Source organism: Clostridium sp. AF19-22AC (assembly GCF_003479085.1).
Taxonomy (GTDB): domain Bacteria; phylum Bacillota; class Clostridia; order Lachnospirales; family Lachnospiraceae; genus Faecalicatena_A; species Faecalicatena_A orotica.
This window is the reverse complement of sequence record NZ_QUGN01000034.1, coordinates 19,666-43,326: the sequence shown is the minus strand read 5'-3', so window position 1 is coordinate 43,326 and position 23,661 is coordinate 19,666. Positions and strand designations below refer to the sequence as shown.

At 35.6% G+C, this 23,661-nt stretch carries 28 protein-coding genes; 26 read left to right on the top strand and 2 right to left on the bottom strand.

The window, feature by feature from the left end:
• Window positions 1–133 precede the first annotated feature (133 nt).
• The 22 genes from DWX43_RS27135 (at window position 134) to DWX43_RS24870 (ending at window position 16,859) form a co-directional block, all read left to right on the top strand.
• The gene (locus DWX43_RS27135; RefSeq protein WP_165854657.1) at window positions 134–292 is read left to right on the top strand and encodes a hypothetical protein; all 159 of its coding nucleotides are present in this window, start codon (window positions 134–136) and stop codon (window positions 290–292) included.
• Between the two features lie 283 nt (window positions 293–575).
• Window positions 576–1,238: an ABC transporter ATP-binding protein gene (locus DWX43_RS24970; protein WP_117500937.1), complete on the top strand. Its 663-nt coding sequence runs from the start codon at window positions 576–578 to the stop codon at window positions 1,236–1,238.
• 98 nt (window positions 1,239–1,336) lie between these two features.
• Window positions 1,337–3,136 (top strand): FtsX-like permease family protein, encoded by a 1,800-nt coding sequence (locus tag DWX43_RS24965; RefSeq protein WP_158547689.1) that lies wholly within the window; start codon window positions 1,337–1,339, stop codon window positions 3,134–3,136.
• A gap of 311 nt (window positions 3,137–3,447) precedes the next feature.
• A complete protein-coding gene (locus tag DWX43_RS24960; protein WP_117500939.1) occupies window positions 3,448–3,687 on the top strand; it encodes a hypothetical protein in 240 nt (79 codons plus the stop codon).
• Window positions 3,688–4,247: 560 nt separating this feature from the next.
• Entirely contained in the window at window positions 4,248–4,694 is a 447-nt protein-coding gene (locus tag DWX43_RS24955) for an RNase A-like domain-containing protein (protein ID WP_117500940.1), read from the top strand.
• A 10-nt stretch (window positions 4,695–4,704) separates the two neighbouring features.
• Window positions 4,705–4,968, top strand: a complete 264-nt coding sequence (locus DWX43_RS24950; protein ID WP_117500941.1) for a hypothetical protein — start codon at window positions 4,705–4,707, stop codon at window positions 4,966–4,968.
• Between the two features lies 1 nt (window position 4,969).
• A complete protein-coding gene (locus tag DWX43_RS24945; protein ID WP_117500942.1) occupies window positions 4,970–6,019 on the top strand; it encodes a DNA methyltransferase in 1,050 nt (349 codons plus the stop codon).
• A 13-nt stretch (window positions 6,020–6,032) separates the two neighbouring features.
• Window positions 6,033–6,347, top strand: a complete 315-nt coding sequence (locus tag DWX43_RS24940) for a hypothetical protein (RefSeq protein ID WP_117500943.1) — start codon at window positions 6,033–6,035, stop codon at window positions 6,345–6,347.
• Window positions 6,331–6,960 carry a hypothetical protein gene (locus DWX43_RS24935; RefSeq protein ID WP_117500944.1) on the top strand — a complete coding sequence of 210 codons (630 nt, stop codon included), beginning with the start codon at window positions 6,331–6,333 and terminating at the stop codon, window positions 6,958–6,960. The genes DWX43_RS24940 and DWX43_RS24935 overlap by 17 nt, the downstream gene beginning before the upstream one ends.
• Before the next feature lie 14 nt (window positions 6,961–6,974).
• Window positions 6,975–7,388, top strand: coding sequence for a hypothetical protein (locus DWX43_RS24930; RefSeq protein WP_117500945.1), 414 nt, complete (start codon window positions 6,975–6,977; stop codon window positions 7,386–7,388).
• A 53-nt stretch (window positions 7,389–7,441) separates the two neighbouring features.
• Window positions 7,442–8,149: a Cas9 inhibitor AcrIIA9 family protein gene (locus DWX43_RS24925; protein ID WP_118622621.1), complete on the top strand. Its 708-nt coding sequence runs from the start codon at window positions 7,442–7,444 to the stop codon at window positions 8,147–8,149.
• Window positions 8,150–8,171: 22 nt separating this feature from the next.
• Entirely contained in the window at window positions 8,172–8,729 is a 558-nt protein-coding gene (locus tag DWX43_RS24920; RefSeq protein WP_117500947.1) for a hypothetical protein, read from the top strand.
• On the top strand, window positions 8,726–10,897 hold the full coding sequence (locus tag DWX43_RS24915; RefSeq protein ID WP_118622619.1) for a PcfJ domain-containing protein: 2,172 nt from the start codon (window positions 8,726–8,728) through the stop codon (window positions 10,895–10,897). The genes DWX43_RS24920 and DWX43_RS24915 overlap by 4 nt, the downstream gene beginning before the upstream one ends.
• A 16-nt stretch (window positions 10,898–10,913) precedes the next feature.
• Window positions 10,914–11,240 carry a hypothetical protein gene (locus DWX43_RS24910; RefSeq protein ID WP_118622617.1) on the top strand — a complete coding sequence of 109 codons (327 nt, stop codon included), beginning with the start codon at window positions 10,914–10,916 and terminating at the stop codon, window positions 11,238–11,240.
• Window positions 11,241–11,254: 14 nt separating this feature from the next.
• Complete coding sequence (locus tag DWX43_RS24905; protein ID WP_118622615.1) at window positions 11,255–11,686, top strand: hypothetical protein; 432 nt, start codon at window positions 11,255–11,257, stop codon at window positions 11,684–11,686.
• 93 nt (window positions 11,687–11,779) lie between these two features.
• Window positions 11,780–11,977: a hypothetical protein gene (locus DWX43_RS24900; RefSeq protein ID WP_073962192.1), complete on the top strand. Its 198-nt coding sequence runs from the start codon at window positions 11,780–11,782 to the stop codon at window positions 11,975–11,977.
• 24 nt (window positions 11,978–12,001) lie between these two features.
• Complete coding sequence (locus tag DWX43_RS24895) at window positions 12,002–13,384, top strand: phosphoadenosine phosphosulfate reductase family protein (protein WP_243099464.1); 1,383 nt, start codon at window positions 12,002–12,004, stop codon at window positions 13,382–13,384.
• Between the two features lie 19 nt (window positions 13,385–13,403).
• Window positions 13,404–13,718 carry a hypothetical protein gene (locus DWX43_RS24890; RefSeq protein WP_073962193.1) on the top strand — a complete coding sequence of 105 codons (315 nt, stop codon included), beginning with the start codon at window positions 13,404–13,406 and terminating at the stop codon, window positions 13,716–13,718.
• Between the two features lie 45 nt (window positions 13,719–13,763).
• A complete protein-coding gene (locus DWX43_RS24885; RefSeq protein ID WP_118622611.1) occupies window positions 13,764–13,949 on the top strand; it encodes a hypothetical protein in 186 nt (61 codons plus the stop codon).
• Window positions 13,950–14,024: 75 nt separating this feature from the next.
• Window positions 14,025–14,345 carry an LPD28 domain-containing protein gene (locus DWX43_RS24880; RefSeq protein ID WP_118622609.1) on the top strand — a complete coding sequence of 107 codons (321 nt, stop codon included), beginning with the start codon at window positions 14,025–14,027 and terminating at the stop codon, window positions 14,343–14,345.
• A gap of 249 nt (window positions 14,346–14,594) precedes the next feature.
• Window positions 14,595–15,509 carry a tyrosine-type recombinase/integrase gene (locus tag DWX43_RS24875; protein WP_118622607.1) on the top strand — a complete coding sequence of 305 codons (915 nt, stop codon included), beginning with the start codon at window positions 14,595–14,597 and terminating at the stop codon, window positions 15,507–15,509.
• 261 nt (window positions 15,510–15,770) lie between these two features.
• Window positions 15,771–16,859 carry a toll/interleukin-1 receptor domain-containing protein gene (locus DWX43_RS24870; RefSeq protein WP_118622605.1) on the top strand — a complete coding sequence of 363 codons (1,089 nt, stop codon included), beginning with the start codon at window positions 15,771–15,773 and terminating at the stop codon, window positions 16,857–16,859.
• Here DWX43_RS24870 and DWX43_RS24865 read toward each other — a convergent pair.
• Window positions 16,856–17,476 carry an AAA family ATPase gene (locus DWX43_RS24865; RefSeq protein ID WP_118622603.1) on the bottom strand — a complete coding sequence of 207 codons (621 nt, stop codon included), beginning with the start codon at window positions 17,474–17,476 and terminating at the stop codon, window positions 16,856–16,858. The two genes, DWX43_RS24870 and DWX43_RS24865, sit on opposite strands and share 4 nt — an antisense overlap.
• Window positions 17,477–17,731: 255 nt before the next feature.
• A complete protein-coding gene (locus DWX43_RS24860; protein WP_118622601.1) occupies window positions 17,732–18,421 on the bottom strand; it encodes a helix-turn-helix transcriptional regulator in 690 nt (229 codons plus the stop codon).
• 199 nt (window positions 18,422–18,620) lie between these two features.
• Here DWX43_RS24860 and DWX43_RS24855 point away from each other — a divergent pair, with 199 nt between their 5' ends.
• From DWX43_RS24855 to DWX43_RS24840, 4 genes are read left to right on the top strand one after another with little or no spacing between them, the layout of a single operon-like run.
• On the top strand, window positions 18,621–19,739 hold the full coding sequence (locus DWX43_RS24855) for a tyrosine-type recombinase/integrase (RefSeq protein ID WP_117500958.1): 1,119 nt from the start codon (window positions 18,621–18,623) through the stop codon (window positions 19,737–19,739).
• Between the two features lie 13 nt (window positions 19,740–19,752).
• The gene (locus DWX43_RS24850) at window positions 19,753–21,720 is read left to right on the top strand and encodes a tyrosine-type recombinase/integrase (protein ID WP_182440818.1); all 1,968 of its coding nucleotides are present in this window, start codon (window positions 19,753–19,755) and stop codon (window positions 21,718–21,720) included.
• Entirely contained in the window at window positions 21,710–23,224 is a 1,515-nt protein-coding gene (locus DWX43_RS24845) for a site-specific integrase (RefSeq protein WP_118622597.1), read from the top strand. Before DWX43_RS24850 ends, DWX43_RS24845 begins: the two co-directional genes overlap by 11 nt.
• On the top strand, window positions 23,199–23,588 hold the full coding sequence (locus tag DWX43_RS24840) for a DUF6262 family protein (protein WP_118622595.1): 390 nt from the start codon (window positions 23,199–23,201) through the stop codon (window positions 23,586–23,588). Before DWX43_RS24845 ends, DWX43_RS24840 begins: the two co-directional genes overlap by 26 nt.
• Window positions 23,589–23,661: the final 73 nt, after the last annotated feature.

Below are 23,661 nucleotides of genomic sequence, written 5' to 3'. Positions count from 1 at the left end.
ATCGAGGGTTATAAAAAATGTGGAAGTACAGACAAAAAATTTGACTGTAAAAAAGACTGTTTAATATCTCATAATGCGGTACTGTCCTATATTAATTAGAGTCTTTAAAATACATAAGAAAAGGAGAATAAAAATGAAAGAAATTAATAAGGTAACTGTAAAAAGTGAAAGAGTAAAGTGTTTTGATGAAAAAATTGAAGGTTACAAAAAATGCGGAAGTACAGACAAAAAATTTGACTGTAAAAAAGACTGTTTAATATCTCATAATGCGGTACTGTCCTATATTAATTAAATAGGGCAGGCGGTGACTTATTTATATATAGGGACGGGATGATTCTGTTAGTATTAGTTGATGTATAAATGATATTATATTTAGAAATCATTCTCATTAGGGAATAAATAGAAGTTTATCGTAAAAGGGAGATAATTGAAAGATACTCCCTTTTATGATAAAAAGGCTTACTGAGGAATATTTTGGAAAGAATATAATTTGGAATGATTAATTATACAAATGTGGTATTTTAAAAATTTTACTAAAAAGAATATGTTTCATTGGCGGAAAAAGGAGAAAAATTATGGCTGTTTTGCAAGTGAAAGATTTAAAAAAATATTATGGTAACAAACCTAATATTATTAAAGCACTAGATGGAGTATCTCTTACTGTTGAAAAGGGCGAATTTATTGCTGTGGTAGGACCATCGGGAAGTGGAAAATCAACATTACTACATATGATAGGAGGATTAGATACTCCTTCTTCAGGAAACATTATAATTGAGAAACAAAATTTGAGAGGAAATAATGATGACTTAACAATCTTTAGACGTAGACACATTGGATTTATATTTCAGAATTATAATTTAGTTCCGATACTCAATGTTTATAACAATATTGTCCTACCTCTTCATCTGGATGGGAGGCAGGTTGATCAGCAGTTTTTGGATGAAGTATTAACGTATTTAGAATTAGAAGATAAAAAAGACAGAATGCCGAATAGCTTATCTGGCGGTCAGCAGCAAAGAGTTGCTATCGCAAGAGCATTGATAACTAAACCGTCGGTAATTTTAGCTGACGAACCAACTGGAAATTTAGATTCAGAAACTAGTAAAAAAGTACTTCAATTATTAAGGGAAACTAGTAAAAAATATGATCAGACAATTATTATGATAACACATGATTTAGAAATGGCGAAACAGGCTGACAGAATAGTAAAGATTATTGATGGAAAAATCATAGCGTGATAGGAAATGTATATAAGATAATTATTTGAGTATAGATGCGGCAATTAGAGATGACTGCTAAAATAGAGTGTTTTAGCAACAGAAGGGAGAGTAGTATTGTGAAGAGTCTTGAAAAAAGCACCATAAAGCTTATTTCGAAAAATAATATGGTTCAAAATTCTTTGAAAAATAGGCTGGTTAGTGTGATAATTTTTGCGGCCACCTGTTTATTGAGTTTCACAATGATATTTTTGTGTAATACTTATTTCGATATGCATAGTATTTCTGGGACTACAAGTCAGGTGCTTGTTGTTATGTTTACGATTGTGCTTGTCATTAGCATTGCAACAGGAGTTTCAATCAGAAGTATAGTATATATATCAGCTGTAGAGAAAATAAATGATTATGCTAGATTGAAAATGATAGGAGCAACAAAGGAACAACTGAAAAATATAATTACTTATGAAAAACATACTTTATTAAAGAGGTGTTTACCGCCAGCTGTTATTCTATCCATTATCATTGGAATAATTCTGCCAGGGAAATTTTATGGGATATCATGCATTACAATTTTTATTTCCGTAGGATTTATTATTGTGCTAGTTACAGGAGCTTATGAAAAACCTGTTCGTGTATTATCTGTAGTTTCTCCAATAGAAGCAGTTCGTTGCACGGAAAACTTAAGAATGTTACGCAAAGATAAAAAGAGAGAATTTCTTTCTCCATTTAAACTTGCAATTAAATATGCGACATCTGTGCCAAAACAGTTTATTAGATCCATTTTGTCTTTAACATTAAGTGGCGTATTAATGTTTAGCATATTTAGTGTGATGCAGTCAATAGATGTAGAAGAGTTGGCTAGCTATACTTTTCATGAAAACAGTGACTATATTTTATCATTGAATTCGGATTTATTAAGCGAAGAAGATAATTATAGTTATAATGAACTGATGAAGAATAGCCCCTTGACAAATGAACTCTTTCAAAAAATTCAGAATATGAGTGAAGTAAAGGAAATCTATCGATTAAAAATTTTAGATTGTGAAATTGTAAATGAGAACACAGAAGAAGTAACAGATATCGAAGGTATAGAAAGCATTATTAACGAAAAAGAGTTTGCTAATCAATTGATTGAAGGGACAATGCCTCAAAAGAAAGCAGAGACTGATACAATGCCTATTGTAATTAATTTGGCCTCAGATGCTTATATCGATTCTCAATTGAGTCTTCAAGTTGGAGATTCTATTTTAGCTAAAATTGATACAGGAAATAGAATACAAGAAACTCATTTGAAAGTAAGTGGTATAATTAATGATCCAAATTCTACAAATGCTATATATACTAATGAAGGGTATCTTGAACAAATAACAGATATGAACCCAGATGTTAATTGGTATATATGTACTGGCAAGAGTGATATAGAACAAAAATTGTATGATATAGTAGCAACTGATAATAGAATAAGCTTATCTTCCAAGAAAGATACGATTCAACAATATTCAGATTATTTTTATAATTTTACAATGGCGATAATGGCTTTTGTTTTTATTATTTCGATTTTTTCATTTCTCAATACCTTTAATTTATGTGTATCGAATATCGTAGAAAGAAAAAAAGAGTATGCAATGCTAGAAGCAATAGGTATGACTCCAAAACAATTAAAGAAAATGCAGAGCGTGGAATGTTCTTTGTATCTTTTTAGTGGGTTTATTGGTAGTTGTATTTTGGGGATTCCGGTTGGGATTATACTATGTAATAAAATTGCTGAATTGTCAGGTATATTTTATATTCACTATAAATTTCCTGTATATTTTTTGATTTTTTATCTGGGATTTCTTTTGATAATACGGTTGGCAATGACAAAATATCAGAATTCCATTATTTTTAAGAATTCAATAATTAATCGGATACGTGAATGAGAATATGATAGATTGAAAAGCTGATTAACTTAAAGGTTTCGTGGAAAATCTATAGAGCGTATCAATCTTCACTTAGGGAGATTGAAAGAACGAACATTGGAACTACATCATAAATAAAAACGTAGATATAATTATTAGGGTATTGGTTGATTTTAATGATTTATTTTGTGGTTGAAATAAATGATCCCGTAATGGTTGATTTAGTTAGTCGCTAACAAAAGTTTATAGAAGCTTTTAAGTCACACACTTTGGTATACTTTTTACATTTATTGGCAGATGTGAGTATTGTCAAAATAGAAAGAGAAGTGAGAATGGGGTATAGATTGCTGGTAGAGAATTCTGACGAAATACAATTTGACATCGATTATCGGGAAGATACCATAATCAGAAATGTACCATTCTATGTGGGGATTTTTAATGAATATGGAAATATAGAAGAGTTTATAGAGACTAGCACTCAACTTGCATTTAACGATCTCATAAAACAGATGGATATACAAGTTGGAAAGAAGGCTAGGAATAGGCTAAAAAGGGTTATAATAGTTATATGAAGATGAACTCTAGGCAGAAAAAGAGTATACTAGAATTTAGTTGAAATTAAAAAAATAATCAAATCAAAAGAATATCGGGGATTCATTCAGCGTTTCTTTGCGTAATAAAACTGTTTAATATTATTATATTTATAAGGACTTTATCGCAAACACTTCATAAAAATACAATATATAGATAATGCATGATTGACTAATGACATATATTGTGCTACATTATAGGTGGATTAGAAATTTGTGCATGGGAATATCAAAATGCAGTAAGTAAGTTTGTTCCGGTGAAATACCGGAAGTTAAATTTAAGGCACAGCCTGATAAGGTTAAGAAAGACATAAAAATTCAGAAATGGGTTTTTATGTCTTTTTTTGCGTTTTGGGAATTTTCATGAAATATGAAGGAAGGAGGATATGCTAATCCGAATAAAAAAATGAGACATTAGAAAAGCGGATAACAGTTATATTTTGGATTTTTACAGAAGAAGGGCAGAAATTCCCTTCTTATTTTATGTACTGATATCCGCTGGGGTATCGGTATCTGTATATCCGTAAGTGAAAGGAGGACGTATGGTGGATTTATTTACTGGTATCCCGGATGAACTGATTGAAAGTACATTACAGACAATACGGGAAAATCTTGACAAAGTAGGATTGTTTGGCGGTCATACACTCCGCAAACATACCGACATTCAGCTCATGGTACTGAAGAACCGACTGACGAAAGAGGATATCCGTTATGCTACTTCATACTGGGATGTAAATGTTGCGGCGGCAGTTGCAAGTGGTCTGATGCGTAAATTTTATGATTCAGATATTGTGTTTTGGCTGAAAAACAGCAGCAATGACTATATCTCATTGATCGGGCGTTTCCCTCAAACGATAGGTTATGGTTTTCGGAAAGGAGAGGATCGTTTGAATGAAAATTTAAGAAAAGCATGTTTGGTTCTGGTAAAAGATCCACAAGCTGATTGGGGATTTCGGATACTTACCAGTTATCCAATGTTTGAACGATAGGAGTTGTAGTGTGAGCAAAAAAATGAAAATGACAGTTTTAATGGCAGGCCAATACGATATTGTAAACGGTTCTAAAATTGATTTCCGTTTAGATCAGGAGAAACATCTGTACATTGCAGAATGCGAGGGAAAAGCTTTCGGTCTTTTGAACCAGATAAAGAAAGGAAGCAAAAGACAACTGAAAAAGATTGGAAATGAATTTTCCGGTGTCGTATTGCGAACGGTGCCGGAACAATATCTTTTAGAAGTGTTGGTGGAAAGGAAAGTGGGATGAAGTGTATGAAAAGGAATTAAAAAGAGCAGAACGCTTATTAGAGAATGAATTTGGAACGGAATGGAAAAAGATTGTGCAGACATTAGGGGTATGGGATTTGACACATTGCATAGGACGTGATCTTACCTCATTTATTGCATATCCGGAAAGAGGCAGCGGTGGAAGTAGCAACTGGCAGGGAAATTGTTCGCCGGAAGTTATCCGTCAGATTACCCAGTATGTCAGGGAATGTCAAACACATCGGAGAAAGGAGGACTTCCTTCTCTTAGATCCAATGTGTGGTTCCGGAACCAGCGGTGACGTTGCGGCAGATTTAGGGATTCAATGTGTGCAGTATGACTTAAATCCCGAACTGCCATGTGGGCTTGGCGGATGGAACGCCCTGAAAGATGATGTGGAAGATAGTGCGGATCTTGTATTTCTTCATCCACCATATCATTCCATTATCCGGTATTCCGGTAATATGTGGGGAAAACCTCATGCTGATGATCTAAGCCGTTGCGATAACTATGCAGATTTTATTGAAAAACTCAATCATGTAATTAAGAAGTTATTTTTCAGTCTGCGTTCAGGAGGCGTACTGGCATTATTAGTCGGTGATATACGTCAAAATGGGGAGTTCCATTCTATTGCAAACGACGTAATGACAATCGGTACGATGAAATCATGGATTGTAAAAGCACAGTTCAGTTGTTCATCCAGCAGCCGGAGCTATCATAGCCGGCATCCTTTAATCCCAATCGTCACAGAACATTTGCTGCTGTTTCAAAAAGAGAATGTATTTCAGATACCGTACTCTTTTCGAAAAAGTGGCTTTTTTTATCTTCAGAAACAGGACTCAAAAGCCCTCACATGGTTTCATCTTGTGTGTGCGGTCATGGAACATTTGGGAGGTATCGTAACATTATCCCAACTGTATGAAGAACTAAAAGACCATCCAAAGGCTGTGAATAATAAGCATTATAAGGAACGTATCCGCGCCACTCTCTATGAACACCGGAATGAGTTCCTTACAAATCACCGGGGAAGTTACCGGCTGAGTTATATGTAAGGGAGGTGCAGACATGGGGAAGTGGGATGAAAACAGCGGATATTATTGTCTGCTGATAGCAATATTCTGCGGTTTGGACGTGTATGAGTCGGTACTGATGTATAAGTATGGACCGAACCACCCACTCTGCCAGAAGATCCTCAGAAAGAAAATAAAAACAGAATATAGGGAAGACATGGACAGTGACGAGGTTGGAGAAATGATGTATCAGCTCAGAAAGGCGGGATATACATTAGAGGAAATTTCAAATGCTTTTAACTGTTATCCATCTACAGTACGAAGACGGATTGAGAAAGTGAAAGGAAAGGATAATGAAAAACAGGGATAGGATTCATCTGTATCATTCGGAAGATGATATGGACAAGAGTTCTCTGGGAGCGTATGAGCAGAAACTAAAAATGCTTTTGTATGAATGGGAAAAGGTTTACACCTATGGAGATGCTGAGAGCATGTGTACGGATGGGATCATTCTGAATAGATACCGAAAGGAAATCCTGCAGTTAAAAAGTAAGTTGAATCTTCTCGGAAGTAAATTGGTATGCGAGATTCCGGAAATAATGCCGGAGGAATACATGGCACAGGCTGATACAATCAGGACACAGGCTTTGAAAGCATTAGAAGAATATCAGGGTTCTTCTGATTACCGCTATCTGATGGCAAAACTTTTCTGTATGAGTAAAAAACAGAGAGAGCAGACAGGGGTTATGGAGATATACGGTAAAGTACATAGTCTGCTCAATGCGGTTTCAGAAGATAATTTGGTTGTAATGAGGGAACTCGGAGTACCCGGCATGTTACGGGATCAAATTCAAGAGAGTGTAAAAAAAGTCCGTTCTATTCCGCTCAGAACAACAGAGATACCAAAAAAACAGGCAGTAAAGACGGACGAGGATTGGCAGATACAGGGGCAGTTAAATATTTATGACCTTGAGCTGGCTTAGAAAGGAGGAAGGGAATGACAGATCAAAAAATGATAGCGGCAATTTTTAATGATTTCATGTCTCTTTATCGTGGAACATCACAGATTGGAATTCAGGAAATTTGTAAGAAATATGAGAATCACCGGATGCTGATGGGACTTCTTGCCAATTTGGATGAGGCAGCAGCTATTCCGGTGCCACAGGTAATGAAAGAGTGCTACGGAATCTATAAACAGTATCGTGAACGTGAAATGGAGGAAAAAGACTGGGAAGCCGTAGTGGAAGAGACTCGTGTTCTTGCAGAAAAATGGAAATCCAATAAATGGTGTGTTCGTGTTTTGATTGAACTCATGGGGCTTTTGGAACATGATGACAAAGAACGGAGAAGAATTGCAAAAGAAGTAGAAAAAGAAATGGAAGAGGCTATGCAAAATGATAAGGCAGCCTGATAAATGTATGGAGAGTCTTCGGGCTCTCCGTTTCTATGAAGGAGGTTTTAGAATTGTTTGAAACGATGATTCACAGTACAGAAGAATTGAATGCAATGGCGGTTCATTTGAGATTATCTGAGAATTTTTCAGAATTAAAGCTGCTGGCGTCAGAATGGCTTGTTCCGGAAGAGTATGTTCAGGACTTTATAGCCGGAAAACGTGCCCAGCTTGCGGAAATTCCATTTGAGGAAAGGGAATACGACTCTGCGGTTGAGAAATTAAGAGCTGAAATGTGGCTTATCAAGGATCAGATGTTTACAGATATTGTTTCCAAGTATTTAATCAGAAAGGCAGAAGATAACCCAGTCTTTGGTATGCAGGTACTTCAGAAACATAAAACAATTCAGAAATGTATGAATTATATTATGGAACAAGCCTATGAAATTGCTAAAAAAGAACATGAAAAGAAAACCAGCGGCAAGCAGCCGGCGACAGGACGGAATCAGAATGTGGCGCTGGGGATTTCAGAACTTCAGGTGTATCAATGGGCAGAAGATTACTATGCACTGGATGATGCAAAAAAAGAGGCTGAGGAAAGAGCGAAAGAGCAGAAGAAAAGGGTAAGCAAACAAAAAAAGAGTATACAGCGTAAAACACAATCCTCATCCTCAGAAAAACCGATTTCAGCAGTACCAACTAAGAATACAGTACCACCGAAAAAGAAACAGCCGGAGAACATTCAGCTGTCATTGTTTGATATGACGAATTCGGACAGTTAGGAGTTGGGAGAGGAGGAAACGGATGAAGGCGTATAAAGGCTTTAAAAAGGATTTAACCTGTCTCGGTTACAAATTTAATGAAGACGGGATAAACAAAACGGATCAGGCTAATTGCAGGAAAAATGGATTTCACTGTGCAGAAAACCCAATGGATTGTCTTGATTATTATTCTGACTGGAAAAACTCAGTTTATTACGAAGTGGATGCAGCAGGTGATATTGATGAAGATGAAATTGACAGTAAAATTTCCTGTACCGAGATGCAGCTGGTTAAACGGCTTACGATAGAGCAGCTGCTGTTTGAAGGACTAATTTATATGGTAGAACATCCCGAACGGAACTGGAATGGACATGTGAAAAAAGAATGTGGAAAGGCGTATAACGGTTTTGTAGTTGTGCGTGGGAAAAATCCAATTGCATCAGGGAATTTGGGCGATATCCTTGTACTTTTGAAAGAGGAAGAAAATTGTTCTGCAATAGAGGAAGTGGCATTTTTAAAAATTGATGGAAGCAGATGTTATCCGAAAATTGATTATACTGTAAAAGGAATTACAAATGATCAGGAGGAGGTTTGTGCATGAAAAAAAGTGTCTTACTTACATTAACGCCGCCTAAATTGACAAAACAGTTGAGAGAACAGGCAGAAAAAGATATACCTGTAATTGATAATGCATGGGGCAGGAGAAAAGAATATAAATACAATAGTTATATAAAGGCTAAAATTGAAAAAGGCTATTTGATACTTTCTGTCTTTAAAACGGAATTTGTGCGTTCGGGTTCCAAATATCCGATGTATATTGTCTATTTTGATAGGAAAAAAGGAGAATACTTATCACTGGAAACAGAAACCGGTAAATGGAGAACTGCAATGCTGGAAAATCTTGACGCAGGTCTTTCTTGTTATAACTTTAAACATTATATTTCCGAAAAAGATGCAGAGAAGATCAAGAAATATCTGAAGATAGGAGAGGGTGATTTTTATTCAATATGCCAATACCAATCATCTCTACGGACAAAACGTTTAGACAGGCAGTACAAGCGCAAAACAGATGAATGGGATCAGATATTAAAACCTGTTCGCAGTATTCCGAAAGACTGGAACAAATGGGTTCTGCGCAGAGCAATTTCTGAACACTTTATATTTTACTACTATAAAAGGAGCGGCTCAACAGAAGGGTATTGTACTTGCTGTGGTAAAAAAGTGGCTGTAGAGAAACCAAAATACAACGAAGAAGGTGTATGTCCAAATTGCGGTCAGACTATAACATATAAGTCAATCGGAAAATTTGGTCGGATATGGACAAAACAGGAAACGGCGTATTTAATCCAGCGTTGTCATCCTGGCTTTATAATAAGGGAGTTTTCCGTCCGCATGGCTGTGGGAAAAGACAGTTACCGGAATCCGGTAGTTCTCAGCTCGGAAGAAAATCGGTATTTGTATGACAAGGATTTTAACGAAACTGCTTTTTACTTTGATGATTATAAAAAAAGAGGCGCCCGTTGGATACAGGGAGAAGCAAATAGAGGGGGATATTGGTACTATTATTATAGATATATTTCTAACTGTTCTGGAGCAGTATATCCCACGACCATTCCTGATCTTGCAAAAAAGGAATTGAAAATGTCTGGTCTTCCTGAGATTTTAAAACAGAAAAGCGTCTTTAGACCACGGGACTATTTTATATCATTAAGAAGGGCACCTGTACTGGAACACCTAGTTAAAGCAAACTTATATAAGTTGTCACAGGAAGTCATGAATTACCCGGAAAAAATATCCTGTACACAACAACACGGTGCGTTACATACTCGACTTGGGATCAGCAGAAACGCTTTAAAACGCTTAAGAGAACGGGATGGGGGATTAGAATATCTTGTGTGGCTTCAGGAGGAAAATACATCCGCACATTATTTAGATGACGATTTAATCTTTTGGTTTATGAATAACAACATAAAACCTAAAGATTTAAAGTTTATTCAACCGAAAATGAGTTTTGTTCAAATAAGAAATTATTTGACTCGTCAGAAAGGACGGCGAAAAGACAGTATTTCTCAGGTGCTTATCACATGGCAGGATTATCTTTCAATGGCAAAGAGGATTAAGATGGATACGGATGATGAGATTGTGTATCGGACATCCAAATTATATCAGCGCCATAAAGAAATTATTCAATATATTGAAGAAAATCGCCTGTCTGTAACAGCGGGAGAACTTGCTGACAAATATCCGAACATCAATGAAATCCTCTCAGGTTTAGACAAAAAATATGAATACGGCAATGAAATATTTACTGTTTTAGCTCCACATTGTATTGAAGACATTTTAAAGGAAGGACAGGCACTTCACCATTGCATAGATAAGAAAACAGAGTATCTGGAACGCATCAATGAGCAGGAAACTTATATTTTGTTTCTGCGTAAGACAGAACAGCCGGACAAACCGTATTATACATTAGAAGTAGAGCCGGGCGGAGTAATACGACAGAAACGGACAGAATATGACAGACAGAATAAAGACATTGAAGAGGCATCTGAATTCTTAAAAGAGTGGCAGAGAGAAATACAGAAAAGGATTACGGCAAGTGATAAAAAACTGGCAGACAAGAGCAGGCAGCTTCGCATAGAATCTTATGCTGAGATGCGCAAAAAGAAAGTAAAAATCAATGGCGGGTTGTTTCAGGGAAAATATCTGGCAGATGTATTGGAAGCAGATCTTATGGAAATGCCGGATACCTTTGAACATGCAGCGTAATTGGAAAAGGAGGACCATGAATAATAAAATAGATATGACAGGAAAAGAGCAGCTTCAGAAACTATGGAAAGAAAGGAAAAATATGCAGCAGGTAATCCATAGTGCTGTCAAAAATTCTAAGACCGGAAAGCTTTCTTACGAAATGCTGTTTCAGGAGTTAACGTTACGATACGGAAGCATATCTGGTAAGAATGGTGAAAATGTAATTTTGAAAGGCGTTTTGGACAATCTGTTATGGCACATGATCGGTGATAAAGAACTTTGCGAGCAGATTACAGAACATGGAATTTTATATAGTTGTCCGGAATGTGATACACAAATGACGGAGGAAAATGCCGCATAGAAAGAAGGGGTTATATGAGTAAAAAGGAAAGTATGTTGTTTGAGCTGATGGAAACCTGCAATTTTCGTGATGTGTTTGAGCATTGCTCAGAAGCACCGGATTCTTTACAGTCAGGGAAACATCCGGACGCCCAAATAGGACATATTCGTGCATACTGGAATGAAGACGGATGGCATGGTAACTATTTTCCTTGTAGAGGTGAGCTTTGGACGAAAGCATTTAACCGGGAATCACAGGACATTTATCGCTGTCTGGTGACACAGTTTTATAATCTGGAAATATTAAGAAAATTTTGTAAGGGACATCCATCTTCGCATGTGGGTGAAAATGAGTATAATTTTTTTATGAATGGCCGCACAGCAGACTACTGGATTAGGTTTATAACAAGGGAGAATGATTATAACCTGTACCTAAAAGGATATAAGAAAAACTGTCAGCATACATAAAGCTACGGAAATATGATGAGACGTAAAAAGGAAAGATAAAATTCTTTCCTTTTTACGCAAAGTAGCAAAGGTGGAAACGTAAGGGAGGAAAGGATGGGAGAATTTGACAGGATTATAGAATTTGCAATAAGAACAGATGTAGAACTATATACAGCAATGCCTACAGGCTGGAGAAAGATTACCGGTTCAATGACTGCACCACGTGGGAGTACTTGGATCTACAATGGAAAATCATATTTTTCAGGGCAAAGGAAAACAGCACTTTTGGTAGAAAAAGAATGTTTGAAATAGGATTTTAAAATGAGGTGGATAGTATTGAAGAAAACGGAAGGATATTTTCAGCAGTCAAACGGTCAGCTTACTCTGTTCCAGCCGGATTTCATTCGGGATGCTGATTGTACCAAAGAGACTCCGGTTATATATGGAAAATCGGATATTCCGATCTATGGAATGGGTAAAAGAATCCGTCCAAGGGTTTCTGGAAGGAAAGACACAGAGTATATGAAAAAGATCTATCTTGAAGAATTACTGCCTTTGGAAATGTATGATTTGGTTATAGTTTTAATATCTGGTGGTAAGGACAGCATTGCCTGTTATTACAAGCTATTGGAGTTAGGCGTACCAAAATCCAAAATCGAGTTTTGGCATCATGATATAGACGGTGGACACCCTTCACGAACTATGGATTGGAGATGTACTGCAAATTATATACGCTCATTTGCAGAAGCAGAACAGATTCCACTTCGGGTATCCTGGAGGAAAAACGGATTTTTTGGAGAACTGTATCGTATTGGGACATCAGAATTAATTGAATGGGTAGATCCAGAGACAGGGGAAATTTATCAATGTCCTCCGTCAAAAAAGTATATGGAATGTCAAAAGTTAAAAGCGGCAGCAATATCAGAAATGGAAAATAAACTGGCGGAATTCGGTTATCGAATGAAATTTCCAATGAAAAGTGGAGATTTGAGTCGGCGCTGGTGTTCTGCTTATCTAAAGATCATGGTAGCAGATACCGTTTTGCGAAACATGAACAGTATGCAGAAACTAGAGAATACGGGTGGTAAAAGACAAAAATTTCCAGCAAAAGGGAGCACACATCAGGGACGTTGGTGTAGCGGAAGTTTAAAGGCATCTGTTCAGGATAGTGTGACTGCTAATTTAACAAAGACACGAAAGGATATAAAATTATTAATTGTATCGGGAGAAAGACGTGGTGAATCCGTTGGGAGAAGCAAATATAATGAAATAGAAATTCACCGTACCAATGCAGTTTCCAAACACCACCGTACTGTACACCAATGGCGTCCGGTTATTGATTACAGTGAAAGAGATATTTGGGAAGTGCTGAAGCGGCATAAAGTAAACCCACATCCTTGTTACCGGGCAGGTTGGAACCGCTGTAGTTGTGCAATGTGTATTTTTTCTACTCCCCGATTATTTGCAGGAATCAGGGAACTGTATCCGAAAGAATATGCTCTTTTATGCCAGGACGAAAAAATTCTTGGATTTACGCTGGATAACCATTGCGATTTGGAAACTTATATCGGTAGTGCGGACTCATGTGTATATCATGGTGATAAAGAAGCGATTCAAAGTCTGCTTACGGGAGAGTTTCCAGTCGAGTCTGTTTATGTAAAAGGCAAATGGAAATACCCGGCAGGAGCTTTTCATGGTGCAGCAGGAGGACCTTGTTAATCTGAGGAGGAGATTATAAATGAAAACGGTAAAAGAAATAACACAGGAAACAGTAGATGCTTTCATTGAAACGATGAGTTTGACAATCTTTTATGAAAAAGTGGCAGATGAATTGCAGATGACAGCACCAGAAGGTTATGGATTTGACTGCCGGAAGATAAGTATTTCAAATAAAATTCAGGAGCAGTGGATACAGCAGTTTGAGGAAAAGTTGGGAAAAGAGCATCTTCCGGAATTGTTCAGAATGCTCTTACTTGCTGGACCAAAGGTGGAACATCAACTGAAAGCAAACGAAATAGCTACTGAAGAGAATTGGATTTGCAAAATGAATTAGTGTTATTATTTATATTACGAAAAAAGAGAATAGGAGAAGTTTGATATGACAGATGAAGAAAGAATAATTTCTTGCCAGCAGGAAATCCGAAGACTTAGGGGTGTTGTGCGGGAATGTGAAGAAAAAAGAAGAGAGTTTCTTGAATGGTTGGAAGAGGAAAGTAAAATACCGTCTGAAAACCAGTCTGGATTAAATGTGGTGAAGCAGTATTTGAATACATGCCTATATTAAAAGGTCTTAAATAGAGATACCTTTTGTGTTTTATTCTGACAGGTAGATATTTCGTAGTAGAAAGAAGAGGTAAATATGGATAGATATGATGCAAGGAAAGAAACTTTTGAGGAAATAGAAATTTTTGATACTTTGGCACTTTTTTCTTCGGAAAGAATTCAAAGAGAAAGTGTTCCAGAAGGCTTTTACTGTTATGAAGTGCGGCATGATGATGAGTGTATGGGGATCCCATGTGAAATAAGTTCTCATATTCTAGTGAATTTTTGGGGAACAGTAATATCTAAAGTATCGCTCATTAATAATGGAGAAGATCGAAGATATATAGGAACTGATGACTGGGGATATACTGGAAACATCGGAATACAACTGGAAGCATGGTCTGAGAATAATATGTAATAATATGAAATGAGCGGTCTGGCATAGCCAGATCGCTTTTTTTGGATTCAGCAATGATACATCATCCATATAATTGGTATCCGATTATAAAATTCTTTGATCGGTGTAATATCAAAGTCTATCATGATGTTCATCTCGGATTTTAATAAGATAATATCTTATTGTCAGTAAAGATTTGTAGAGAGAAGATGGAATTTTCTATTGTGTATATGCTACACTTTTTCAAAAAAGATTTTGGAGGAGCCTGCTATGGAGATACGAAAGTTACAAGAGCAATATTTAGTGTTTTGCAAATATCGAAAGGAGCTTGACGATAAAACATTAAAAGCATATCGGATTGATCTGAGACAGTATTTTGAATGGGTAGAGGGAGAAGAGCCCGGAAAGGCGGAGATCGAGAAGTATATTACGAAGCTACATATAGATTTCAAGCAAAAGACAGTGAAACGTAAACTGGCAAGTGTAAAAGCATTTTATAATTATCTGGAAGAAGAGGAATTAATTGAAGAAAATCCATTTAGAAAAATAAAAGTAAAATTTAAAGAAGCAGTAGTATTACCTAGGATTATTCCACGGGAAGAGATTGAAAGTCTTCTAAATTATATGTATAACCATAAACCTGATTCTAAGGGCAAAATGGTTGGAACTTGGCAGCGTGATATTATGATAGTAGAGATGTTCTTTGCAACTGGGGCAAGAGTATATGAAATCTCTAATATTAGAGTGGAGTGTGTTGATTTACAATCAGGTTTGATTTGTTTTAAGGGGAAGGGGAATAAAGAACGTTATGTTCAAATTGGAAATCAAGAAGTATTGGAATGGATGAGAGAATACTATTTAGAAAATAAAAAAGAAATAGAAGCTTGTGGATTTTTCTTTGTGAATAATCGGGGTGGGAGATTTACAGAGCAGTCTATCAGACTTATGTTGAAAAAATATACCAAAGCTGCAGGAATCCGTAGGAACATTACGCCTCACATGTTCCGGCACTCTTTCGCCACATATTTAATTGAAGAAGGAGTAGATGTTAGCTGTATACAGCGAATTCTAGGTCACAGTTCAATTAAAACGACACAGATATATATACATGTAGCAGCTAGAAAACAGGCGGAGATTCTTCAACAATATCATCCGCGTAATGCTATGAAAATAAAAGTGGCATAGAAAAAAGGAACTTAATATTATTTTTTTGATCGGCTTTATAGGCGGTCTTGTTGTGATAGAAATATACCGAAAATATTACTTTACAAGGCTCCGAAATATACGAAATTGTACGGTCCTTTAGTATATGATTCAGGAAATATAAAGGTACAAGAAAATTTGGATGTGGTATGGAAAAATTTGGAGAAATTTGTTATAATTAGCATGATAATTTGTAGTTATCTGTTGAATTTAGGACAATAAAATGGAGGAAGAAAATATAATATGCCAAATATTTTTGTGAGTTGGTCTAAAGCTAAGAGTAGAGAATTTGCATTAGAAATAAAATATCTTATAGAAAGCCTTGATCCTCATTCAAATGTGTTTATGTCAGAGGAAAATATTTCAGCAGGCGAAAAAGTTCAAGAGAAAATAATTAAAAAAATAGAAGACTGTGATTTGCTATTACTTTGCTTTACCAAAGAAAATAAAAAATCACCCTGGCTACTTTATGAAGCGGGGTTTGCTTGTGGATTAAACAAAACGGTTATTCCACTTTTATTTGATAATGATCCCAATTGGCATTCATGGATAGATAATCCAATGAATGTTGTTCGAGAAATTAATATAAATGGTGCAGATTTTGAAGCATCATTTATAAATTGTTTTGGATTACGTGACTCATCATATACGAGAAATGTTCTTTCAAATTTTATTAAAAATGTAGAAAATATAAAAGATAAATATCGTCAGGTGGATATACAGTGTGAAGATTTTGTTGATATATTGTTAAATAATGAATCTTTCAAAGTAAAAAGTCCTATTTATAGAAATAAAACAGCATATTTTATGACTGGATTTGAAACATTTGATTTATGGAAAGCAGTTGTGCAGTCATTCTTATATACTGGAAAATACCTGTGGATTTATGGAAGAAAAAACATGAAATTATTTGGTGGAAATTTCAAGGAATTGTTTGAATATTTGGAAGAAAAATCTATAATAGACAATATGGCTGGCATCGATTTTAGATGTATGTTTTTAAATCCTGAAGCGGAAGAAGTAAAATTTGCACACAAACAACAAGATATCTTTTTACAAGAATTAGATGCTACAATAAAAAGAGCCAAATATCAGATTGGTGATAATCGAATCCTCCAAAAATGTTTTCGCAAATATTCTAATCGGCGAGAAGAAATTATAATTCGTTTAGATAATTGTATTATTTATTCTAAACCACATTTTGATGAAAATGGTCAACCTCAAATAATGACAGATTCAAAATTTGAAGTTTTCAGTGCCACTTCTGAACGGGGAAAAGAATGTATCGAAAAGTATTGTGCTGTTTGGAATGGTGCTGTAGATTTATTTTAATTACCATATAAATGATAAAAGATTTCATTTATTTCAGCAAGCGTTTCTGAGATTGAATTTAAGCTTACATTAATATTATAACAAGAAATCTTTTCTCCTAAACGTAATATACTATTCTTCAAATCAATGTTAGTTTGATATAAAAGAGGTATACATTCTAATTTATATTTTTGAGAATCTCGCTTTTTCAAACGGGCCCATAGGATTTTTTCTGAATCTACATATAAATTAATGTATACAATATTGGATGTCTTTAGGTGTACATATAATTCTTCAGGAATAATATGTACACCATTTATAATAGATGGAATTCCTTTCCTTTGTTGACGTTGAATAATATTTATAATAGAGTTTTTCATGATTTTACATTGGTTTTTTGCCATATCATAAGTCAGAAATTTATGATGCGAATAAATATTATTTTGCAAAAAACCATGCTCTTGAAACAAATAATCATTATATCCTCTTAAAATTTCTCGTATTATATCCGTTTCTTCGACTAGTCGGATTTCTTTATGTATCTTAAGAAGTTCATTAGAAAGAGTGGTTTTCCCAACACCAGGAACACCAGATATTAAAAGGACTAAGTTCTGAGGTAATGTATATTTTCTTTCCATAATTCTCCCTTTAACTCATGCAACATTAATATATATATATTCACAACAGATAACTACAAATTATCTATAATATTTACAACTGCAACGCAGACAGATTGGATGGAAAACCAGACCAACATAAAAACTCCTAGAGTAAAGTGATTCTAGGAGTTTTTTGTGTGAAAATTTACAGAAATGTAGAAGATGCATACTTTTTATATTTTAAGAGGATAAACATTATAAAATTGTGAGCTAATGCAATAAAAAAACCCGGAATTATTCCGGGTTTGATGGAAATGTATAGTTGTTTAAAACTTCATAAGGTATTGAACTAGCAGTTTGAAGCACTATTTCTTTTGAAACAGTTAATGTATGTTCGTTAATTAGAATGAACGAAAGGTTTAAGTTTAAATTATGAGGCCGGTGTTCCATGTAGTACTGAAATAACAAAGGAATCGAAGTGACAAAGCTGATTTTATCGTTAGACTTCATTTCTTTTGATATTAAACTTAAAAGATTGGTAGAAAGTTCATGGTCTACAGTTCCAAAAGTATTGTCTGAAAGAAAATGAAAATACCAACGGTGAATGGGACCGTTTGTAAAACATGAAGTCATTTGGTAAAAGCTGGTGTTATCACATAAATGCTCGGAAAATTCATATGGAATATGTGATAAAGCAAGCTTAACGGCCTCCATCATATGATTGATGGCAGCAGGAACGGATATAGTGTTTGGATCATAGCCACAAACAGAAAGTAACTCTTGCAAAGATACTCTGTTTTGTGAATTTAAGGCAATTTTGGTTAAAGTATCTATAGTAGGTGGAGTCTCCCGTTTTTGCGTTACTAAACGGGAAAGGTGCTCCTTGCTCATTTGAATATCTTCGGCAAAACTTTTTTGTGTTCGATTTCCAAGTGCTCTTTTGAGGAGTATTGAAAATGCTGATTTATCAAATTGACTGTTCATAATAAAACCTCCATTTTCACTATATCATGTGGGAATGGAACAATCAATCAGATAATTAGTAGGGGAAATTATTTTTGCTAAGTGTGTAGATTTAAAATAAAAGAAAATCAATATATAATAACCTATATCAATAATAATTGACATAAAAAGGGAAAGGTGTGTATAATGTAGATATAGTAAAAGAGGGGGTGATCGAAATTTGAAGACTTATGAGGTTGGAAATGTGAGATATGATGGAAAAGTTTATTTTCTGATTCGCCGGACAGAGGATGCCAGTATCTGTGTATATCCAACAAAATATTTGAAGCATAAGACAACTTCAAATCGTTCCCCCAATACAGTAAAGCGTATTGCGTTTTCATTATCCTATTTTATGGGATATTTGAAAGAACAGGGGAGACAGTTTGAGGATGTTTATGAGATGACTTATAGTGCACAAATGGAATTTTTTCAGAACTTTCTCTATTGGGTTAAAGGAGGAAAGCATATTTCCGGGGAAGTAAGGAAAATTCCAGATAATGGGACCTGCAACGCATATTTACATGATGTGTTTGGTTTTTATCAATTTCTTGAAATGGAATATGAACAGTTTGGCTCATTGCTGGTTCTTTCAGATAAGACAATTTCGTATACAAATGCTATAGGCGTTAGAAAGACCAAGCTGTGCCGGTCATTTGATGGATATTTGAATGCAGTTTCATCAAAAGGGAGAACCATAGAGAGAAAAAATATTATCGTTCTTTTGGATGCATGTACAAATTGCAGGGATCAGTTGTTACTTCTTTTATTAGCTGAGACCGGATTTCGCATTGGAGAGCTTTTAGGGGTACGTTATGTGGAGGACATTGATTACCAGGGGTGTCGGATACGCGTTGAGCCAAGAGTAGACAATGAAAATGAAGTGCGTGCAAAATATGAGGAAGACAGGTGGGCAAAGGTTAGCAAAGATACTTTTGACATTCTGCTCTTTTACTATGCTAAGTACAGAAAATTATTGCGAGAATCAGAATATTTGTTTATTACATTATCTGGAGAACATGCCGGACAAGCGTTAACAGAAGATGCAGTCAATGCAATGCTTCGCCGTTTACAAAAGAAGACACAGATTAAAGTTACATCTCATATGCTCAGGCACTATTTTGCAAACGAGCGTCGGAAGAATGGATGGAGTTTGGAATTGATCAGTCAGGCGCTGGGGCATAGGAATCTACAGACAACTATTAATTATCTGAACATTAGCAATGAAGAGTTGGTTGAAGCAAGTGAAGAGCTTTTTCGCAAAAATGCAGCATTATATATGGCGGATAAATTGTTATAGGAGTTGGTTAAATATGACAATGGAAGTGGTTAATTGCTTTTATGAAGAAAAGAAGAATGCCGAATATTTAGAAAGACAGATAGAGGAGTGCCCGGTAAGGGAAAAGAGATTTATAAAGCGTGGGATAGAGTATTTATATTTGAAAAATGTGTACGATGTAACAGAAATTGAAGATAGTTTGATTGATTCGTATGCACTATGGCTTCAGGAACATGGAATTAAAGACAGAAAGTTGATAGGTGTATACCAAAAATCTTTACGGGATTGGAGAATGTTTCATAAGCAAAAAGAATTTGTAAAACTAAAAGAAGAGCTGGAAGAATGTGACACAGTAGAACAGACTCTTAAGAACAAAGTGTATGCATTTATGGTGGAGAAGAAGATATATAGTTTGGAAGAAATTGACTGGGATGTCAGGGTGAGTTATGAACAATATCTGGAGAAAACCATAAATAAAAGAAACCGTCCATGGTATCTAAGCGGCTTAGATAAACTAAAGTTATTTGATATTAAAAAAAGAAATAACAGTATAAGGGAAACTAAAATTCGGCTAAAGTATCAAGAGAAGAGAATTTACTTGGGTTATCATCCAGATTATAATTTGGCAAAGGAATTTTACTATTGCAAGGATGCAGAAGGAATTATATGGGATTTTTCAATTAAGACATCACAGAGACTGAAATATCAGATTTTTACAGTTCTAAATTATGCATTAGAAAACTTTTCTGAGCGTAAATTACGGCGGGGGTATCTTGCCCCTTTGCATTTCTTTTATGTGTATTGCATAGACAGAGGGATTTCGGATCTAACACAGCTAGAACAAAATCAGATTGATGAGTATTTTAGTAAAGCAAAAGAAGTTCCTCTTGTAAATAACCGATATCCTCAGATTGTGGATAAAGTACAGAGAATCCTTTTTTTGCAGGCTAAAGATATTAACTGGGATGCAAATGTATGGTATTTGGAGCGTTTCCAGTTTGATATAACCCGTTATGATCCGACAAGACCGGTAAAACGAATTTCATTTTTAGATATATTAGATAAACATAACCGAGAATATTTAAAGATGTATGTAAAATATCAGTTGGGTGTAACTGGAGCTGCTGTTCAAAATATATGGGCACGGACGTATATTACAAAAGCTTTTCTGCGTTTTCTTGATAAAGAAAAACTTGCAGTAGATAAATTAACTGCAGCAGAGATTGATTTATATATGAGAGAGTTGCAAAAGGAATGTGTTGAAATTGCAACATTTAACGATAAGGTGGCTGAAATCCATTGCTTTTTTAGATTCCTGACAGCGAGGGGATATTATAGCAAGGTTCCGTTTTATTCAGAATATTATATAAAGCGGGAACCGGTACCACATCATTATCGGTCCGTACCACAGAATACGGTGACGGAGATCTTACAGAATTTAAACCAGTTGCCAGAAGACATGAGGCTTATGTATCTGCATTTATGGTGCTTGGGGTTACGAATCAATGAAGTATGTTCCATAAAACGGGAAGGATATTATCTGAAGGAGGGGGTTGCCTGGCTTAGGATTTACCAGCACAAAATGAAGATGGAAAAGGTAATTCCAATCCCGATGATATTATATCGTAGCATGATGGTTTATATAGAACGAAAGAAAATCGGTATAGACTCTTATGTGTTCCAAAATTCCAAAGGAGGACCATTTTTGTCAACACACTATTGGCATGAAATGGTGGCATGGTGCAAAAAACAGGGAATTAGATGCGGAGATCATGTGTTCCAAACGCACGATTATCGGCATAGTGTAGCCACAGCTTTATATGAACGCGGGGCGTCCATACAGGCAATCCGGGAATTTTTAGGTCATAAACATGAAAATATGACAAGACGGTATATTGACTGTATTCAGAAACATGTGGATATGTCAAGTGAACAATATTATAAAGAACAGAAAAGTTTGGTAAGTGAATGGAAAGAAAGAAGTGACAAAGATGGAAACTAGGATTTACATAAAAGAACTTCCTTGCTATCAAAGAAAAGGATGTATTTCTGAAAAAAATATTAGAGTTATGGAACAACATTTTTATAATTTGGATCTTTTGACAATGGAAGGGCAGAAAAAGGAAATGGAAACATTCATACGAAGCCGCGGAGAAGAGTTGAGTATGTCTACCGTAAATGGAGACATAATTCTTTACAATCTACTTGCTAGATTTATGAAAGATAAATATCCGTTTCTGCACAGCTTCAGGGCAATACCAGAAGAAGTCCTTGTTAAGAAATTTAGGGCATGGCTATTAAATCATGGCTATCAAATCACACGAAAGCATCATATGAAAAGTATGGGTAAGAATTTACAGGAGGATGCGGCACCGATCAAGTATCTACGTCTTCTGCTTCGTTATTTAGAGCCGGAAGATAAACGGTCAGAATGGGAAAAAGATGTGTGGAAACTGGAAAATTTTGGATTTGAGGTCAGACAGAATCCGATAGATGTAATAAGGACAATAAAATTTACAGGAATCATACAAGAGACGATAAGGGAAGAGGTAAAACGGGCATCTTATATCCGGATTAAATATTTATCGGTAGGTTCGTTACAGGGAGAGATACGTGCGGTAAGACGGTTTTCTGAGTTTCTTGCCAAGAGAAATCCAGAGATTAAAAGTTTAGGAGAAGTAGGGCGATTAAACATTGAAGAATACTTGACTTACATCAATCTGGAAAGAGGCCAGGAAAGAAACTTAAAAACGGAAATGGCAAATTTAAAAAACATGCTGCAGCAGGTTGGAAAAGTGATTGACAAGCCCAAGTTGGGGAAATTGTTTATTAAGCAGGACATGCCAAAAGCACCGGAAGTAGCATTTAAAATTTATTCTGACGAGGAAATAAAGCGTTTGAACTATTATATTGTTAATATGGAAGAACAGGTGGCACGTGCGCTGATCCTGCATCAGATGCTTGGTGGAAGGATTTCTGATACACTTACCTTGCGAACAGACTGCTTATATCAGGAAAATGGACATTATATTGTTCGAATGTATCAGGTAAAGACCTCTTATTATGAAAAACCGATTCCAGATGATGTGGCTAAGTTAATTCAGAAATCTATAGAGTATACATACGAAAGGTACGGGGAAACGGAATATGTATTCGTAAATGAGTCGAACCCTTCCCTGCCGTTTCAATATTCTATGCTGAAACACCGTGTATATACATTGATACACGAAAATGATATTTGCAAAGACAACGGAGAACGAATGGGCTTTGCCACACATTTATTCCGGCACTGTTATGGCATGAAACTTGTGGAACTGCATCTGGATGATGCTGCTATTGCACATCTATTAGGGCATAGAGGAGTGAATACGGTATATCGGTATCGGCGGGCAAGCGGAAAGCTACTGGTAAAGGAAACCGAAGAATTAAGAAAGACGATGGATGAGATTTTGAGTGAAATTATTAAGGAGTGGGATGGATATGAGCAAGTATTCAAAAATGGTTGAGTCTAATCAAAAGGCGAGTAAGGAAAAAATTGACCGCGCGATCCGCACGATTAAAGAAATGCTGGATAAAGAAGAGCAACTTTTGGTTTGTGAACTAGTTCGGAAAACCGGATTGTCAAGGGCTTTCTTCTATAAGAATCCGACTGTAAGCAAGTTTTTGAATGAGGCAAGACAGAAGCAGGAAGGCAAGGTGTTCCATCAGAAAAAGAAAGTGATTCTGGATTATGCTTTGGAGCGGCAGAATGAGTTAATAAAAATGGAGTATGAAAAATCTCAGAAAGAGAATAAGGATTTAAAGGCAGAGAATGAAAAGTTGAAGAAAGCTCTTAAGAAAAAAGAAGTTGCGTTTATTAAAGGATTGTAAATTTTATACCTGTAGAATTGGAAAAGTAAATAAGAAATAGATCAGCGTGGATGTGAGTTTTCTGAAGTTTTTT

Bases quoted from the DNA above. Each gene is read 5' to 3' on its own strand.
- DWX43_RS24940 (WP_117500943.1), top strand. From the start codon at position 6,033: ATGGGGAAGTGGGATGAAAACAGCGGATATTATTGTCTGCTGATAGCA.
- DWX43_RS27135 (WP_165854657.1), top strand. From the start codon at position 134: ATGAAAGAAATTAATAAGGTAACTGTAAAAAGTGAAAGAGTAAAGTGT.
- DWX43_RS24850 (WP_182440818.1), top strand. From the start codon at position 19,753: ATGACAATGGAAGTGGTTAATTGCTTTTATGAAGAAAAGAAGAATGCC.
- DWX43_RS24870 (WP_118622605.1), top strand. From the start codon at position 15,771: ATGCCAAATATTTTTGTGAGTTGGTCTAAAGCTAAGAGTAGAGAATTT.
- DWX43_RS24960 (WP_117500939.1), top strand. From the start codon at position 3,448: ATGGGGTATAGATTGCTGGTAGAGAATTCTGACGAAATACAATTTGAC.
- DWX43_RS24885 (WP_118622611.1), top strand. From the start codon at position 13,764: ATGACAGATGAAGAAAGAATAATTTCTTGCCAGCAGGAAATCCGAAGA.
- DWX43_RS24970 (WP_117500937.1), top strand. From the start codon at position 576: ATGGCTGTTTTGCAAGTGAAAGATTTAAAAAAATATTATGGTAACAAA.
- DWX43_RS24935 (WP_117500944.1), top strand. From the start codon at position 6,331: ATGAAAAACAGGGATAGGATTCATCTGTATCATTCGGAAGATGATATG.
- DWX43_RS24910 (WP_118622617.1), top strand. From the start codon at position 10,914: ATGAATAATAAAATAGATATGACAGGAAAAGAGCAGCTTCAGAAACTA.
- DWX43_RS24955 (WP_117500940.1), top strand. From the start codon at position 4,248: ATGGTGGATTTATTTACTGGTATCCCGGATGAACTGATTGAAAGTACA.
- DWX43_RS24905 (WP_118622615.1), top strand. From the start codon at position 11,255: ATGAGTAAAAAGGAAAGTATGTTGTTTGAGCTGATGGAAACCTGCAAT.
- DWX43_RS24880 (WP_118622609.1), top strand. From the start codon at position 14,025: ATGGATAGATATGATGCAAGGAAAGAAACTTTTGAGGAAATAGAAATT.
- DWX43_RS24875 (WP_118622607.1), top strand. From the start codon at position 14,595: ATGGAGATACGAAAGTTACAAGAGCAATATTTAGTGTTTTGCAAATAT.
- DWX43_RS24900 (WP_073962192.1), top strand. From the start codon at position 11,780: ATGGGAGAATTTGACAGGATTATAGAATTTGCAATAAGAACAGATGTA.
- DWX43_RS24915 (WP_118622619.1), top strand. From the start codon at position 8,726: ATGAAAAAAAGTGTCTTACTTACATTAACGCCGCCTAAATTGACAAAA.
- DWX43_RS24930 (WP_117500945.1), top strand. From the start codon at position 6,975: ATGACAGATCAAAAAATGATAGCGGCAATTTTTAATGATTTCATGTCT.
- DWX43_RS24840 (WP_118622595.1), top strand. From the start codon at position 23,199: ATGAGCAAGTATTCAAAAATGGTTGAGTCTAATCAAAAGGCGAGTAAG.
- DWX43_RS24890 (WP_073962193.1), top strand. From the start codon at position 13,404: ATGAAAACGGTAAAAGAAATAACACAGGAAACAGTAGATGCTTTCATT.
- DWX43_RS24860 (WP_118622601.1), bottom strand. From the start codon at position 18,421: ATGAACAGTCAATTTGATAAATCAGCATTTTCAATACTCCTCAAAAGA.
- DWX43_RS24865 (WP_118622603.1), bottom strand. From the start codon at position 17,476: ATGGAAAGAAAATATACATTACCTCAGAACTTAGTCCTTTTAATATCT.
- DWX43_RS24920 (WP_117500947.1), top strand. From the start codon at position 8,172: ATGAAGGCGTATAAAGGCTTTAAAAAGGATTTAACCTGTCTCGGTTAC.
- DWX43_RS24845 (WP_118622597.1), top strand. From the start codon at position 21,710: ATGGAAACTAGGATTTACATAAAAGAACTTCCTTGCTATCAAAGAAAA.